Annotated in this window: 13 protein-coding genes; 7 read left to right on the top strand and 6 right to left on the bottom strand. The window is 64.6% G+C overall.

Going from position 1 to position 16,110, the window contains the following annotated elements; genetic code table 11:
- Nucleotides 1–180 precede the first annotated feature (180 nt).
- The 3 genes from AC3A43_RS13885 to AC3A43_RS13875 all read left to right on the top strand — a co-directional run bounded on the left by AC3A43_RS13885 (nt 181) and on the right by AC3A43_RS13875 (nt 3,729).
- A complete protein-coding gene (locus AC3A43_RS13885) occupies nt 181–2,334 on the top strand; it encodes a prolyl oligopeptidase family serine peptidase (protein WP_487793146.1) in 2,154 nt (717 codons plus the stop codon).
- A 431-nt stretch (nt 2,335–2,765) separates the two neighbouring features.
- Nucleotides 2,766–3,161 carry an Ohr family peroxiredoxin gene (locus AC3A43_RS13880; RefSeq protein WP_487793145.1) on the top strand — a complete coding sequence of 132 codons (396 nt, stop codon included), beginning with the start codon at nt 2,766–2,768 and terminating at the stop codon, nt 3,159–3,161.
- A gap of 115 nt (nt 3,162–3,276) precedes the next feature.
- Entirely contained in the window at nt 3,277–3,729 is a 453-nt protein-coding gene (locus AC3A43_RS13875; RefSeq protein ID WP_487793144.1) for a MarR family winged helix-turn-helix transcriptional regulator, read from the top strand.
- 8 nt (nt 3,730–3,737) lie between these two features.
- On the opposite strand, the gene AC3A43_RS13870 is transcribed toward AC3A43_RS13875, so the two are convergent.
- Together AC3A43_RS13870 and AC3A43_RS13865 are read right to left on the bottom strand one after the other, a co-directional pair.
- A complete protein-coding gene (locus AC3A43_RS13870; RefSeq protein ID WP_487793143.1) occupies nt 3,738–4,463 on the bottom strand; it encodes a 2OG-Fe(II) oxygenase in 726 nt (241 codons plus the stop codon).
- Between the two features lie 54 nt (nt 4,464–4,517).
- On the bottom strand, nt 4,518–5,594 hold the full coding sequence (locus AC3A43_RS13865; protein ID WP_487793142.1) for an endonuclease/exonuclease/phosphatase family protein: 1,077 nt from the start codon (nt 5,592–5,594) through the stop codon (nt 4,518–4,520).
- Nucleotides 5,595–5,702: 108 nt separating this feature from the next.
- Between AC3A43_RS13865 and AC3A43_RS13860 the strand changes: the two genes are divergently transcribed.
- Both AC3A43_RS13860 and AC3A43_RS13855 read left to right on the top strand, forming a co-directional pair.
- Complete coding sequence (locus AC3A43_RS13860; protein ID WP_487793141.1) at nt 5,703–7,379, top strand: M20/M25/M40 family metallo-hydrolase; 1,677 nt, start codon at nt 5,703–5,705, stop codon at nt 7,377–7,379.
- 198 nt (nt 7,380–7,577) lie between these two features.
- Nucleotides 7,578–7,955 (top strand): hypothetical protein, encoded by a 378-nt coding sequence (locus tag AC3A43_RS13855; protein ID WP_487793140.1) that lies wholly within the window; start codon nt 7,578–7,580, stop codon nt 7,953–7,955.
- A gap of 41 nt (nt 7,956–7,996) precedes the next feature.
- On the opposite strand, the gene AC3A43_RS13850 is transcribed toward AC3A43_RS13855, so the two are convergent.
- Entirely contained in the window at nt 7,997–9,337 is a 1,341-nt protein-coding gene (locus AC3A43_RS13850; RefSeq protein ID WP_487793139.1) for an acyltransferase family protein, read from the bottom strand.
- Between the two features lie 331 nt (nt 9,338–9,668).
- Here AC3A43_RS13850 and parC point away from each other — a divergent pair, with 331 nt between their 5' ends.
- Together parC and AC3A43_RS13840 are read left to right on the top strand one after the other, a co-directional pair.
- Complete coding sequence (gene parC / locus AC3A43_RS13845) at nt 9,669–11,972, top strand: DNA topoisomerase IV subunit A (RefSeq protein ID WP_487793138.1); 2,304 nt, start codon at nt 9,669–9,671, stop codon at nt 11,970–11,972.
- An 89-nt stretch (nt 11,973–12,061) separates the two neighbouring features.
- On the top strand, nt 12,062–13,744 hold the full coding sequence (locus AC3A43_RS13840) for a putative bifunctional diguanylate cyclase/phosphodiesterase (RefSeq protein WP_487793137.1): 1,683 nt from the start codon (nt 12,062–12,064) through the stop codon (nt 13,742–13,744).
- Here AC3A43_RS13840 and AC3A43_RS13835 read toward each other — a convergent pair.
- From AC3A43_RS13835 to AC3A43_RS13825, 3 genes are read right to left on the bottom strand one after another with little or no spacing between them, the layout of a single operon-like run.
- The gene (locus tag AC3A43_RS13835; RefSeq protein WP_487793136.1) at nt 13,717–14,934 is read right to left on the bottom strand and encodes a CCA tRNA nucleotidyltransferase; all 1,218 of its coding nucleotides are present in this window, start codon (nt 14,932–14,934) and stop codon (nt 13,717–13,719) included. The two genes, AC3A43_RS13840 and AC3A43_RS13835, sit on opposite strands and share 28 nt — an antisense overlap.
- Nucleotides 14,922–15,506 (bottom strand): CoA pyrophosphatase, encoded by a 585-nt coding sequence (locus AC3A43_RS13830; RefSeq protein WP_487793135.1) that lies wholly within the window; start codon nt 15,504–15,506, stop codon nt 14,922–14,924. Before AC3A43_RS13830 ends, AC3A43_RS13835 begins: the two co-directional genes overlap by 13 nt.
- Nucleotides 15,506–16,090: a DUF1285 domain-containing protein gene (locus tag AC3A43_RS13825; protein ID WP_487793134.1), complete on the bottom strand. Its 585-nt coding sequence runs from the start codon at nt 16,088–16,090 to the stop codon at nt 15,506–15,508. The genes AC3A43_RS13830 and AC3A43_RS13825 overlap by 1 nt, the downstream gene beginning before the upstream one ends.
- Nucleotides 16,091–16,110: the final 20 nt, after the last annotated feature.

The raw sequence follows: 16,110 nt of genomic DNA, 5'->3' as shown, positions 1-16,110 counted from the left end.
GGACCCTAGCCTCCCGTGCCGGCATGTCCACCGCTCCCGCAAAGCAGGTGCGACGAACAGACCGGCATCGCCTCCGCATTTTGGGTTGAAGAAGTCGCGATAGTTTGCGACCCCTTGCGCGCGGCTGGCCGATAGTGGGTACGGAGCAGACCGGGACAATCCAACAAGGGGCTGCTTTTCATGCACAAACTCGCATTTCTCGGCGCGAGCCTCCTCGCGCTTTCCTCGCAGCCGACCCTCGCCCAGCAAGAACCGGCGCCCGCCGCCGCCACGGAAACCCCTGCGCCTGCGCCCATGTCCGCCGCGGCCGCTGGCAGCGCAAGGCTCAGTCCCGAACGCCGCCTCACCGGCGCCGACCTCTTCGACCTCTCGATCGCCTCCGATCCGCAGATCAGCCCCGACGGCCGCCACATCGCCTATGTGCGCCGTTCGAACGACATTATGTCCGACCGGGCAGTCAGCTCGATCTGGCTGATCGACACCACGACGGGCGAGGAAACCCCGGTCGCGGGGCGCAGCGGCGGCGCCTTTTCGCCGCGCTGGTCGCCCGACGGCAAGCGCCTCGCCTTCGCCTCGACCGAGGGCGGCAGCGCGCAGCTCTGGGTGCGCTGGATGAACAGCGGCGAAGCGGTGCGCCTCACCGGCCTTCCCACCAGCCCGTCGAGCCTCGCCTGGTCGCCCGACGGCCGCTCGATCGCCTACACGATGCTCGTCAAGGACGACGGCCCCTCGTTCGGTTCGGCGCCGAAGAACAAGCCCGAGGGCGCGAAATGGGCCGAGCCGCTCGAGGTTCGCGACCTCCTGACCTACCGCGCCGACGGGCAGGGCTATGTCGAGCCGGGCTTCGAAAAAATCTTCCTCGTCCCCGCAACCGGCGGATCGCCGCGCCAGCTGACCTTCGGCCCCTATCATGACGGCGGCCCTTTGAGCTGGTCGCGCGACGGCCGCACACTCTATTTCAGTGCGAACCGCAAACCAGACTGGGAAACCGACCCGGTCGAAAGCGAAGTCTACGCGCTCGACGTCACCGGCGGCGGCATTACGGCGCTCACCGACCGCAACGGCCCCGACGCCAACCCGCTCGTCTCGCCCGACGGCGGCAAGATCGCTTACCTCGGCTTCGACGACAAATTGCGCGCGTACGAGAATACGCAGCTCTACGTCATGAACCGCGACGGATCGGGCAAGCGCAGCCTCACCGGCAATTGGGATTATGGCGTCGATGCGATCCTATGGGCCGCCGACGGCAAGTCGGTCTACGCCCAATATGACGACCATGGCGAAACCAAGGTCGCGCGCATCGGCCTCGATGGCGCGGTACGCACCGCCGCGACCGGCCTGTCGGGTGGCGGGCTCGACCGGCCCTATACCGGCGGCAGCTTCAGCGTGTCCGACGGCGGCGCGATCGCCTTCACCGGCGGCACCGCGACGCGCCCCGCCGAGGTTCAGATCAATCGCGGCGGCACCGCGCGCATCCTCACCGACCTCAACCGCAGCTTGCGCGAAGTGAAGTCGCTCGGCGAGGTGCGCAAGATCACCGTCGCCTCCAGCCACGACGGCAAGACGATCGAGGGCTGGCTGACCCTCCCGCCCGGCTACCGCGACGGTCAGCGCGTGCCGCTGATCCTCGAAATCCATGGCGGGCCCTTCGCGGCCTATGGCGGCCATTTCTCGACCGACAACCAGCTTTACGCTGCGGGCGGCTACGCCGTGCTCTCGGCCAATCCGCGCGGGTCGACCAGCTATGGCGCGGCCTTCGCGAACGAGATCGACAAAACCTATCCGGGCAATGACTATTTCGACCTCATCAGCATCGTCGACCGCGCGATCGAGCTCGGCGTCGCCGACCCGAACGCGCTCTTCGTCACCGGCGGTTCGGGCGGCGGCGTGCTGACCAGCTGGATCGTCGGCAAGACCAACCGCTTCAAGGCGGCGGTGACGCAGAAGCCCGTGATCAACTGGACGACGCAGGCGCTGACCGCCGACGGTTCGGCGCTGTTCGGCCCCTATTGGCTCGGCGCGCAGCCGTGGGAAAAGCCCGAACTTTTCTGGTCGCGCTCGCCGCTGTCGCTCGTCGGCAATGTCGAAACCCCGACGCTCGTCATCGTCGGCGCCGAGGATTACCGCACCCCGGTCAGCGAATCCGAACAATATTACTCCGCGCTCCGCCTCCGCGGCGTCCCCACCGCGCTGATCAAAGTCCCCGGCGCCAGCCACGGCGGCATCGCCGCGCGCCCTTCGCAATCGGCCGCGAAGGCCTCGGCGATCCTCGCCTGGTTCGAGAAATACAAAAAGGGCTGGACGCGGCCCGCGGGAGGTGCGGCGGCAAAATAGGCCGCTCGTCGCCGCGCGGCTTTGCGGCGGCGGACATCCCCACGCTTACGTCATCCCGGATCAAGTCGAGGGCGACGATGGTCAAATATCCTCCCTGTGGCGCAGCCATGGGGAGGGAGACCGCCGCAAAGCGGTGATGGAGGGGCCCGACGTCGCTTCATTGCCCCTCCCGTCAGCGCTTCGCGCTGCCCCTCCCCATCGCTGCGCGACAGCGACGATTGACGTCCATTAATGGTCGTTTCCGGTCATCCAGCGAATATAATTGACCGAAACACCGTTGACCCTCAAATTATCTCAGCGCGATTCCAATAGCTTATGATTATATCGTATACGATTTAATCGGCTACGCTTGACCCCTCGTCGCGACTCACCTATTTGCATCGCATCCGATCTAAACGGATACGATCAAAACCATCCCGAAAGGAACCATCATGACCGACAAAATCATCTTCACCGGCACCACCCACGTCAAAGGCGGCGCGGACGGCTACGCCCGCAGCACCAACGACGTCCTCGACCTCGCGCTGCCCCAACCGCACCCCGCCGCCGAAAATCTCTTCGCCGCCGCATGGTCGGCCTGCTTCATCGGGGCGCTCGAACTCGCCGCCGGACAGCGCAAGATCAAGCTGCCCGCCTCGCCCGAAGCCAATACCACGATCGAGGTTCTGAGCCGCGATGGCGGTTTCGTCCTCCGCGCCCGTCTCGACATCGAGGTCCCCGGCATCGACCGCGACATCGCGCGCGAGCTGGTCGACACCGCGCACAAGATCTGCCCCTATTCGAAAGCGGTCGCAGGCAATATCGACATCGAACTCAACCTCGTCTGATGTTTCGACCGGGCGGTGCCGCCCCCTCCCCCAACAGCACCGCCCGGTTGACACAGCCCGCTTCCGATTTCATCGTATGCGCTTGATTTATCGGACATTCGCCAAGGACCCCCAGATGACCAAGCCGACAGCCCCTGATGCCGACCCGCGCAAGCTCGGCGAATTCCTCTGCTTCGCGGTCTATTCGGCGAACCTCGCCTTCGGCCGCGCCTACCGGCCGATCCTCGACAAGCTCGGGCTCACCTATACCCAATATGTCGCGCTCGTCGCCTTGTGGGAAAAGGACGACCAGACCGTCGGCGAACTCGGCGACAAGATGTTCCTCGAATCGAACACCCTCACCCCGATTCTCAAGAAACTCGAACAGACGGGTTTTATCGAACGCCGCCGCGACCCAGCCGACGAGCGTCAGGTGCGCATCAAGCTGACCCCCAAGGGAAGCGAGCTGCGCCGCCACGATATCGGCAATGAATTGTTCGACGCGACCGGCCTCGGCGACGATTTTGTCGCGGTCCAGCAATCGATCGCCAAATTGCGCGACAATCTGATGCGTTCGCTGGAGAGCTGACCCCGCGTTCACGCCGCGTCGTGAAAGATCACCCCCAGCGTGTGCCGCCGCCCCGACCGGATTTCGCTGACCCCATGGCGCATCGCGACGCGATAATCGCCGCGCGCGCCCTTCACCGGCCGCGCATTTACCGCGAACACCACCGCATCGCCCTTCGCCAGCGGCACCACGGCGGCGCGCGACTGCATTCGCGGCCGCTGCTCGGTCAGCACGAACTCGCCGCCGCTGAAACTCTCACCCGGCGCCGACAGCAGCACCGCAACCTGCAACGGAAAGACATGCTCGCCATATAGATCCTGATGCAGGCAATTATAATCGCCGGGCCCATATTGCAGCAGCAACGGCGTCGGCCGCCGCTGCCCCGCATCATGGCATCGCGCCAGAAATGCCTCATGTTCGGCGGGAAAGCGTACCGCCATCCCCATCCGTTCGTGCCAGCGGTTCGCTTGGCACGCGAGCCGCGCATAAAGCCGTGCGCGCAACGTCGCGACGAACGGCGGCAACGGATAGGCGAAATAGCGATATTCGCCGCGCCCGAAACCGTGCCGCGCCATATGCACATGACTGCGGAACAGCCCTTCCAGCGCATAGATTGCGGCGACAGCCTCGCATTCGTCATGGGCAAGAAGGCCGGGAAGAACCGCCCATCCGTCGCGGTCGAGCGCGGCCGACACCGCGTCCCAGTCGAACGATGCGATCCGGTCGGCGACGGGCGTTTCGATTGTTTTTGTCATGCCCGGTCCATGCCATCCCGTCCCGGCAGGCACGCCCCGTTTCTTGCGCTCAAATCAACAACCCGGCTTCACCGCCATCCCCACCGGCCAGCGCAATTCATAGGTCACCAGGAAACCATCATGGTCCGACAGCTGCGGCCCGCTCGCGCCGCCGTCGAACAGCGCCTCGACGCGGACCGGCCGCACCGTCAGCTTTTCGCCGTCGGCAAAAAACTGCAAATCCTGCGTATCCATCCACGGCGCGTCGCCATCCCACGACAGCTTCACCTCGCACCCCGACGCCGGGTCGACGCACACTTCGTGCACCAACGTCAGCGGATGATATTCGGAAAATCCCGCCCAGCGGTCCTCCGAATGGCGCATATTGAAATCGCCCCCGAAAATCAGCGGCACCGCCATATCCTGTGTCCGCGCGATGAAATCCGATGCCGCCAGCGCCTGCCGCGCATGCGCCTCGCGGTCGCGGACCTCGGACACCCCCGACGCCCCGCGCGAATTCATATGCGTGTTATAAATGTCGATCGGCGCGGGCACCCCCGGCATCGCGATCCGCGCCAGCATCACCCCCTTGTTCGACAGGCAGTCGAGCCCTGCGCAGGCGCGCCGCCCATACGCGTCGAGCGCGGTCTGAACGATCGGATAGCGCGACGCGATCGCCAGCCCGCCGCCGACCAGCTTGATGCCCAGCTCGCCCTTCAACGGCTTGGCCTTGCCCGCGATCTTGTCATGGTCGGCGATCATCGGCGGGGTTGTCCGCTGCGGACCCGGCGCGATGGCGGGATAGCCGCTCGCGGCGACCGCGCGTTTCGCCGCGCCGCTGAACATTTCCTGGAACAGTATGACGTCGGGCCCCGTCCCCGCTTCGCGCATCGCCGCCAGCCGTTCGCCAATCTCTTTCAACTCGCGCGCGCGCCCTTTGCGCGCCGGCCAGCCAAGCCCCTCCAGATTATAGGTCAGGACCGACAAGGTCGCGGTCGCCGACTGGCCATCGCCGGCCAGCACCACCGGCGCGGCGGGCGCGGCATCGCACGCCATCACGCGCAGCGGCGGCTTCGGACCGCACGCCGCCAGCGCGAGCGCGCCGACCGCGACAAAGGATCGCCAAAGCGGGGAAGAAATAACCCGAATCACGGCCCGCTCCTAATGCACTTGGCCGTTCGCGTCACCGCCACGCCGGTTCACAAAGCGCATGACCATGCTAGGGCAGGGTCTCCCTCGAAACAGCGGAACCGATTCATTATGTCCTTGCGCCTCTCCTCCGCCCTGCTGCTCACCGCCATCGCCGTCCCCGCCGCCGCGCAATCTTCGGCGGCGCCCGCGCCCTCCGCCGGCATCGACGCCGCGAACCTCACCGAGACCGTGCGCACGCTCGCCTCCGACCAGTTTCAGGGCCGCGCGCCGGGTACGGTGGGTGAGGAACGCACGATCGGTTATCTGATCGGCCGGCTTCAGGCGCTCGGCCTCGAACCCGCCGGCACCGACGGCGGCTGGACCCAGCCCGTGCCGTTGCTCCACACGCGCCTCGGCACCCCGACGACGCTCGGCTTCGACCGCAAAGACAGCACCACGCCGCTGACCGTCGGCACCGACATCTATCTCTCGACCCTCCAGCCCAGGGATCAGGCGGTCGTCCGGAACGCCCCGCTCGTCTTCGTCGGCTATGGCGTCACCGCTCCCGAACGCGGCTGGGACGATTTCAAGGGGCAGGACCTCAAGGGCAAGGTCGCGGTCTTCCTGATCAACGACCCCGATTTCATCGCCGCCAAGGGCGAGGACAGCTTCGGCAAGTTCGGCGGCCGGACGATGACCTATTATGGCCGCTGGACCTACAAGTTCGAGGAAGCCTCGCGCCGCGGTGCGATCGCCGCGCTGATCGTCCACGACACCGACGGCGTCGGCTACGGCTGGAACGTCATCAAGGCACCGGGCGGCGAAAATTACGGTCTCGTCATGCCCCCCGAAAAAGTGACGAGCCTCGCGCTCCAGGGCTGGATCTCGGGCGAAACCGCGACGAGCCTTTTTGCGGGCGCGGGACAGGATCTCGCCAAGCTCCGCATCGCCGCGCGCCGCAAGGATTTCAAACCCGTCGACCTCGGGACCAGCTTCAATGCCGCGGTCCCGGTGACGCAGGCGGTCGTGAAGAGCCAGAATGTCCTTGCGAAAATCCCCGGCACCAAACGCCCCGACGAGGTCGTGATGTACGGCGCACATTGGGACGCCTATGGCGAAGGCGCGCCCGACGAGGCGGGCCGCATCTACCGCGCCGGCGCCAATGACGACGCGCTCGGCGTCGCCGGCCTGTTCGAAATCGCCCGCAATTTCAAGGCCGCCCCGGCGCCCGACCGCACCATCGCCTTTGCCTTCTGGACCGCCGAAGAACGCGGGCTGCTCGGCTCCGAAGCCTATGCCGCGAACCCGATCTTCCCGGTCGAGAAAACCGTCGCGAACCTCGGCCTCGACATCCTCCAAACCGCCGGCAAGGCAAAAGACGTCATCCTCGTCGGCAAGGGACAGGGCAGTCTCGAAGACGATCTGGCGCGCGTTGCCGGGGCGCAAGGCCGCACGGTCAGCGTCGAAAGCCTCCCCGAACGCGGCCTCTTCTACCGCGCCGATCATTTCAGCCTCGCCAAGCGCGGCGTCCCCGTCCTCCTCATGATGGGCATCGCGGGCGCCTCGGACCTCGCCGAAGGCGGCAAGCCCGCGGGGCAGGCATGGGTCGATGCCTATACCGGCAAATGCTATCATCAGGCGTGCGACGCGTGGGACGAAAGCTGGAACCTCGCCGGCGCGGTGCAGGACATTTCGGTCTTCTACACGATCGGCGACGAACTCGCGCGCTCGGCCAGATGGCCGGGCTGGAAAGACGGCAGCGAATTCAAGGCGATCCGCGACCAGAGCGCCGCGTCGCGGAAATAAGCGGGTGACGGTGACGGCAATCGACCATTCCCGGCCGCTGCGCTGGAACTCGACCTTGCCGGAAACCGGTCGTTCGTTCAAACGTCTCGTATGAACCCATTGATACTCAAAACCGTTACCGGCGTTGCCGTAATATTTTCACTCTTGGGATGCGATTTGACCGGCAACCTAATCCGAGACCACGAGAAAATGTGCAGGATGCACGGTAAAATCGTGGTTCACGACCGAAGCCTTTGGACGGAGTATGTCGGCGGCGCCAGTCAATCATACTTAAAAAGAAAAAAAGAGTTCCCGGATACTAAAATGGCTATCCCCGAATTTGTTGAAGGATTTGAATATAGGTTTGGCAATAATCTCGAAAGTACGAGGAAATCCGTCTCTGGAAAAATCATAAGAAACGATATATATCTTATAAAGAATAAAAAGCTGGCGGTGCAGTTTGTAGACTTTTTTGCAAGCTATAATTCTATTGGCAGTAAAACGAATTTCGACTGTACTGGCTTATATCCGGATCTTTATAAATTTGATTCGGCTGTCGACTACGCAGATTTTAGGGAAAGCTTTAAGCCTCGGTAAGCCACAACCAGACATTCAGCTCCCCACCCCAAAACCGCCGGTCAGGCACGCGACTGCGTCAACCGATGCACCGGCCCGAACTGCGCAACCGCCGCACCGACAAAGGGCAGTGCAACAAGCCATAACCGCACGCCGGTCACGCCCAGCGGGCTTGCGATGCTGATCGCTGCAGTGGCGCCGAGGCCAGCGCAGATCAGCAGCAGCCCGACAATCAGTCGCCAGTGCGGCACTTCCTTGTCACTGCCACTCGCGCGCTCGTAGCGCGCAAAGGCCATGATCAGCGGAAAGAGCGCGGCGATATAGAGCACAAACCAGATTGGTCGCGCGAGCCACCACGCCGCGCTGCCCGGCGCCACGTCGAGCCCGATCCCGCCGAGCAGCCACGCCGCGATCATCACAAGAACGAAGGCAGTGAGGTGCCACAGGTAGATCGTCATGATCATGCCGTTGACAAGCACGACGCTGGTCCAGATGCGGATATTGTCGAGCATCCGCCGCCCCGCGGGTTCCAGCGCGAGCGCGAATCCCGCCTGCGCGACCCCGAGCGCGAGCAGCGCAAGCGTCGGCGGCATCGAATTGCTGAGGCCGCTCCCCGGCACCCCGATCATCGCGACCGGATAAGGTCCGAGGCCAACGAGCAGGCCGAGCGCGACCAGCCCGCCGATTCCCCACAAAAGCGCGCTGCGCGGCGCCAGCCGCCCTTCGCTCCATGCAAAGCCGAGCTGGTGGATCGCGAGCCACACGAAGGCGAAGTTGAGAAAATTCACATAAGGCACGTCGAAGCGCAGCGCTGCGACGTCGATCAGGGCCGCGCCCGCAACGAGCATCCAGAAGGACGCGAAGCCGAAACGCTTCCACGCCTTCCACGTCAGCGGCACGACCGCTGCAACCATCAGATAGACCGACAAAAACCAAACCGGGATCAGCGCGAGCTGCGCTGCCATAGCGACGACGCCGCGCTCGATCCCCATCAACGTGCCGAACAGCGCAACGAGCGTCCAGATCAGGAATAGCGGCAGCACCGGATTGATCAGCCGCTGCAGCCGCCCGCTGTACCAGCTTTCATAGCTGCCGCCCTTGCGCTGCGTCGCGGCCCACGAGATGCCGTTCGAGAAACCGCCGACGAGGAAGAACAGCGGCATAACCTGGAACCCCCAGGTCAGCCATTGCGTCCACGGCAATATGCCGAGCAGATGTCCGCCCTCGACCGCGCCGTCCTTCATATAGGGTGCGGCGACCAGCCAATGGCCGACGACGACCGCGAGGATCGACAACGCGCGGAGAAAATCGACATAGCGATTGCGCTCGGGCGGCGCCTGCAGCGCCATGGTCTTTGCCCGCGACCAGATGCTCTTCCGAACGGCGTCCGTGGTTTCGCTCAAGATACCGTCCCTCCCGATGGAAACTCCAAGCTAGTGTCGCGCGCCTCCAAAGCAAGCCGCCATGCAAAGGGAAGCGAAGGACATCATCTCGCTAATCGGCTCTTTCCTACATTATTGCGCTGTGGCAGCGTTCCATTTCGCTCTTTGATTTGTCCGCCCCCAACCCATTGAAGAGGCACGCCTCCCAGCCGCACTAAAGCGACAAAGGAGACAGTTTCGAAGCGCACATGCGTATCTTTTGTCGCTTTAAGGGGCTCTGATCGTCCTGCCGACAGGGCAAGCGCGCTTCGCCTTTGCCTTGGCGCACCAGCCTTGCTATCGGCTCGGGACAATGGCCAGCACCACCGACGATCCCGACAATCCAGAACCCGTTCCCGGCATGACCGATACCCCGTTCGGCAGCGCGCTGTCCGAGCGCTATCTCGTCTATGCGCTGTCGACGATCACCGCGCGGTCGCTGCCCGACCTTCGCGACGGTCTGAAGCCTGTTCACCGCCGCCTGCTGTGGGCGATGCGCGCGATGCGGCTCGACCCGAGCCAAGGCTACAAGAAATCGGCGCGCGTCGTCGGCGACGTCATCGGTAAATTCCACCCGCATGGCGATGTCGCGGTGTATGACGCGATGGTCCGCCTCGCGCAGGATTTCTCGCTCCGCTATCCGCTCGTCGACGGCCAGGGCAATTTCGGCAATATCGACGGCGATAACGCCGCGGCCTATCGTTACACCGAAGCGCGGCTGACGCGCGTTGCCGTCGACCTGATGCAGGGGCTCGACGAGGGCACGGTCGATTTCCGCCCGACCTATAATGGCGAAGATGAAGAGCCCGAAATCATGCCGGGACTGTTCCCGAACCTGCTCGCCAATGGCGCGAGCGGGATCGCGGTGGGCATGGCGACGAACATTCCTTCGCACAACGCCGCCGAGGTGATCGGAGCGGCGCTGGTGCTGATCGAGAATCCGCAGGCCGAACTGTCCGAACTGCTCGAGCATGTCAAAGGCCCCGATTTCGCGACCGGCGGCATTGTTGTCGACAGCGCCGAAACGATTGCCCACGCTTACGAGACCGGCCGCGGCGGATTCCGCCTCCGCGCACGTTTTTCGACCGGCAGGCTGGATGATGGCAGCTGGGAAGACAGCGGGATCGAGAAGCAGTCGGGCGGCACCTGGCAACTCGTCATCAGCGAAATCCCGTACGGCGTCGCCAAGGGCAAGCTGATCGAGCAGATCGCCCAGCTGATCGCCGACAAGAAACTGCCGATCCTCGAGGATGTTCGCGACGAAAGCGCCGAGGACCTGCGCATCGTCATCGAACCCAAGAGCCGCAACGTCGACCCCGACATCCTCAAGGAAAGCCTCTATCGGCTGACCGACCTCGAAAACCGCTTCGCGCTCAATTTGAACGTCCTCGATGCGACGCGTACGCCGAAGGTGATGGGGCTGCACCAGCTGCTCAGCGAATGGCTGCAGCACCAGATCGTCGTCCTCGTCCGCCGGGCGCAGCACCGGATCGCGAAGATCGACGACCGGCTCGAACTCGTCGCAGGCTATATCATCGCTTTTCTCAACCTCGACCGGATCATCGAGATCATCCGTACCGAGGATGAGCCGAAGCCCGTGATGATCGCCGAATTCATCCTGACCGACCGGCAAGCCGAAGCGATCCTCAACATGCGCCTGCGGTCCTTGCGCAAGCTCGAGGAAATGGAGTTGAAGCGCGAACAAGCCGACCTGACCGCCGAGCGCGAGGAGCTGGTCAAGCTGGTCGAAAGCCCGGCGCGCCAGAAGACGCGGCTGCGCAAGGACCTCGAAAAGCTGCGCGCGGTCTATGGCCTTGAGACCTTGCTCGGCGCGCGCCGCACGACAATTGCCGAAGCCGCGCCGGCGCGCGACATTCCGCTCGACGCGATGATTGAGAAGGAGCCGGTGACGGTGATCCTGTCCAAACGCGGCTGGATCCGTGCCCAGCGCGGCCATGTCGCGGCCGATCAATGGGCCGAGTTCAAGTTCAAGGAAGGCGACGAACTGCTGTTCGCCGCGCATGCTCAAACCACCGAAAAGCTGCTTATCGCGGCCAGTGATGGGCGCTTCTTCACCGTCGGCGCCGACAAGCTGCCCGGCGGACGCGGGTTCGGCGAGCCGCTGCGCCTGATGGTCGACATCGATCCCGATGCGCGGATCGTCGCGATGATCCCGGCGAGCGCCGAAGGCCGCCTTCTGCTGGCGTCGACCAGCGGCCATGGCTTCGTCGCCCAGATGGCTGACGTGGTTGCAGAGACGCGCAAGGGCCGCAACGTCGTCAATCTGAAGCCCAAGGCCTCGCTTGCCATCGTCCGACCGATCCTGACGAGCGACGACAGCGTCGCCGTGGTCGGCGAAAATCGCAAGCTCGTGGTCTTCCCGGTCGCCGAAGTGCCGGTGATGGCGCGCGGCCAGGGCGTGATGCTGCAACGCTATCGCGACGGCGGCCTGTCCGACGCGGTCAGCTTTGCCTTTGCCGACGGCTTGAGCTGGGCGATGGGCGGCGACACCGGCAGGACGCGGACCGAAACCGACCTTGCCCCCTGGCGCGTCGCCCGCGGCGCTGCAGGCCGGATGCCGCCAACCGGTTTCCCAAGGAACAATCGCTTCGGCTAATCGTATTTCGATGTAGCCGTAAATCCCTTATTTACTTCCCGTCACCTAGGCATGGGGCAATGGGGAAAGGTCGCACAAAACCCTCTGTTATGCCTATCGATAGAACCGGCGAAGACCGGCCCTTGTTGTTCGTCGGCTGGATCGACGCGTTGCCCGTTCCGGCCGCGCTGATCAGACCGATGGCGCGCGGCAATTTTCGGCTCCACGCCAGCAACGCCGCGTTCGACCGATTGAGACTCTCCCCCGTCGGGGCCGACGCGCCGATCGCATTGCTGCGCGCCATCGAACGCGCATCGCAATTCCCGGAAGAATCGCAGGAATTCTCGTGCCAGCTGGGCGAAGGCATCGCGGCGCGCGACCTGCGTGGCTCGATTGGCCCCTTGCCCACGGAATCGGGCGACGACGGGCTCTTTCTGTTGACGCTGATCGACCGGACGCAGGAAATGATGACCGAGCGCAATTTGCGCCGCGAGCTTGTGTCCGACAGCCTGACCGGCCTGCCCAACCGCGCCGGGTTTGAGGAGCTGGTCGAACAGCGCCCGCGCCTCGAAGGCGCCGGCGCCGACCATGCGATCCTGTTGCTCGACCTCGCACGGTTCAGCCGCATCAACGAACATATCGGACCGATGGCGGGCGACGAGCTGATCATCACCGTCGCGCGCCGCCTGAAATCGAGCCTGCGCAGCGGCGACATATTGGCGCGCACTGGCGGCGACGAATTTGCCATATCCTCGCGCGTCGCAGGCGGCCGCGCCGATGTGCGCGAAATGGCGCGGCGCATCCGCGGCTGCTTCGATCACCCCTTCCGCATCGGCGAGCTGAAGGTGAGCGTCGACTGCGCGCTCGGCTGCGCGATCCAACCCGCAGCTGACACAGATGTCGCCGATCAGATCCGTCACGCGCAGATCGCACTGAAGCGTGCGAAGCAAACCGACCGCATCGAAATCTACGAACCCGAAGCGGCAATGCTGTCGGACAATCGTTTCGGGCTTGAAACCGAGCTGCGCAACGCGATCGAGGAAGACCGGCTCCACCTGGCTTTTCAACCGCTGATCGAATTGTCGAGCGGCCGTGTCGCCGGGTTCGAAGCGCTCGCGCGCTGGGACAACAGCCGCGGCACGTCGGTCTCTCCCAACGAATTCATCCCGATTGCCGAAGATTCGGGACTGATCGTCCCGCTCGGCCAATGGGCGATCGGCAAGGCGGCTGCGGTGCTCGCCGACTGGGACCGTCAGAATGGCGGCAACATCGTCGATGCCTATTTCTCGGTCAATGTATCGGCCATCCAGCTGGTGCGCGACGATGTCGCGGCGGTTGTCCGCCAGGCGCTCGAAACACACAAGATCGGCGGCGAACGGCTGATGATCGAGCTGACCGAAAGCGCCATCATTGGCGACCCCGACCTGGCGCTGTCGGTGCTCAGCGAGTTGAAGGCGCTCGATACGCGCATCGCGATGGACGATTTCGGCACCGGCTATTCCAATCTCGCCTATCTGCAGCGCCTGCCGATCGACGTACTCAAGATCGACCGCAGTTTCGTCGAGCATATGGTCGACGACCGCGACAAGGTGGCGATCGTCCGCACGATCCAGAGCCTCGCCGAAGTGTTGGGGATGCGCTCGACGGCGGAGGGCGTCGAGACCGCCGATCAGGCACGGCTGCTCTCGGCGCTCGGATGCGATTTCGGGCAGGGCTTCCTGTTCGCGCGGCCGATGGATAGCGCCGCGGCGCTCGATTACTGGCGTCAGTCGCTGGTGCGACCAATCTTCTGATCGACAAGCTGCGCGACGCGCGCGGCATCCGGAAAATCTTCCGCCACCCATTCGGCTTCGACCGCTTTCAGGATGCGGGCGACGTCGGGGCCGACCGCAATCCCGCGCGCGACAATATCGCCGCCCTTGATCGGCATTTCGGGGACGGTCCAGCCCGACAGGGCTTCGACCGCCGCGCATGCCGAAGCGGCATCGCCCGTGAGCAGATGCACGTCGCGCGCGCCATCGACCCCGATCGCATGCGCCAGTTGCCGCGCCGGTCGCGCATAGTCGGCGCGGCATCCGCCGAGTGCGGCGAGATATTTTCGCTGCCGCGTCGACAGGCGCAGGCGGCTCGCGACCTGTTCAGCCGTAGCTGCGTCGGCGGGAAGCAGCGCCGAGAGGCGGCGCAGCGGAGCGACCGCGACTGCCGCGGCTTCCTCATTGGTCACCAGCCGGTCGAGCGTCGCCACGAAGGCTGGATCGAGTTCGGGCAGCAGCACCTCGAACATGCCGTCGGACGCCATCTGCCCGACGATCTTACGCGGGTCCGGTAGCGACAATATCTTGAGCAGTTCGTCCGCAATCCGTTCGCGCGAGAGGCTTTTGAGCGACTGCCGCGCCGTGACGACCGCGACATGGCTGACGGCATCAAGCTCGCCGCGTCCGAAACGCGCCGCAAAGCGATAGAAACGCAGGATGCGCAAATGATCCTCGGCAATGCGCGTTGCGGCATCGCCGATAAAGGCGACGCGTCCCGCCTTCAGATCGGCGAGACCGCCAAACCAGTCGTCGATCGTGCCGGTGTCGAGATCGGCGTACAGCGCGTTGATCGTGAAATCGCGCCGCGCCGCATCGTCGCGCCAGTCGTCGGCGAACGCGATCGTGGCCCGGCGCCCGTCGGTTTCGAGGTCACGGCGCAGCGTCGTGATCTCGTGATGGTCGCCGCTGGCGATCGCCGTCACCGTCCCATGCGCGATGCCGGTCGGAATCACCTTTATGCCGGCCGTCTCAAGTCGCCGGGTCACCTCCTCTGGAAGCAGCGGGGTCGCCAGATCGATGTCTGTGGCGGCGAGGCCGAGCAATGTGTCGCGTACCGCGCCGCCGACGACCTTGACCGCGCCGCCATCGGCCGACAGCGCCGCGACGATCCGTCGCAGCCCCGGCCGGTCACGCCATTCGGCGACGGGGAGCCCCGTCACCGATGCCATCCCGCCGGCAAACGCCGCGCCAGATTGATGATAATACCCGCCGTCACGCCCCAGATCCGTCGCCCTTGCCAGTCCATGTCATAAAAATGGCGATCATGCCCCTGCCAATTCGCATGCTGGCGCTGGTAATTGCCGGGATCGAACAAGGTGTCGAGCGGCACCTCGAACCAGTCCTCGACCTCTTCGGGATTGGGGTCGAGCGGCAGGTCGGGCGGAATGACGCCCAATACCGGGGTGATGATATAGCCGCTGCCCGAACGATAGGGTTCGGTCGCGCCCGCGACGGTGACGTCGTGACGACTGAGGCCGATTTCTTCTTCGGCTTCGCGCAATGCCGCATCGACCGCGTCGCGGTCGCCCGGATCGATCTTGCCCCCCGGAAACGCGACCTGCCCCGCGTGGCTGCGCAGCCATTGCGGGCGCTGGGTCAGGATCACGCCCGGATCGGGCCGGTCGGTAAAGGCGATCAGAACCGCGGCATCGCGCAGCGTCGGCGTCCCCAGATAGGCCTCGTCCTCACCGGCGTCGGGAAGAAGATTATCGAGCGCGGTGCGCAGTTTTTTGGACAGCATCAGGCGTCGACCAGTGGAAAGCGCGCACCGTTCGACCAGATCGCGGGCGTGTCGGCACTCTCGACGAGCGCCATTTCGACGATCTCATAATAGAGCGCGCGGTCGATTCGGGCCTCAAGGCCATTGCCGATCACGCCGCGCACATGCAGGCGCGGGTCCGGGTTGTCGGCATCGTTGCCAAAGCTGAGCGGATGATCCGCACCCGCCATGACGAGGTCGTCGGTATCGAGGCGGAACACGAGCTTACGCGCCTCTCCCTCACCTTCGGCCTTCATCTCTACGGCGCGGAAGGCTGTGTCCTCGACGACGAGGCTCAATTTCTCGGCGGGTGTAACGAGAACATGGCTCCCGTCGGACTCGCGGCGCAGGATCGTGGAAAACAGCCTGACCATCGCGGGCCGGTTGATCCGCCCGCCCTCGTGATACCAGCTGCCGTCGGTGCGGATTTCCATAAAGCTGTCACCGGTCCGCTCGGGATGCCATTGCTCGACCGGCGGCAGCTTGCGCGCTGCGAGCAGTTCTGCCGCCTCGGCCAGCGAAAGCTGTGCGAAGTCCTTGGGAAGCGAGGGCGCGGGGGTAACCATCCGTCTGACATAGGAAGGTG

The organism is Sphingopyxis sp. Soil_C_28 (genome assembly GCF_057657055.1).
Note: the sequence above shows the minus strand (reverse complement) of the source record. Positions and strands in the feature narration are given on the sequence as shown.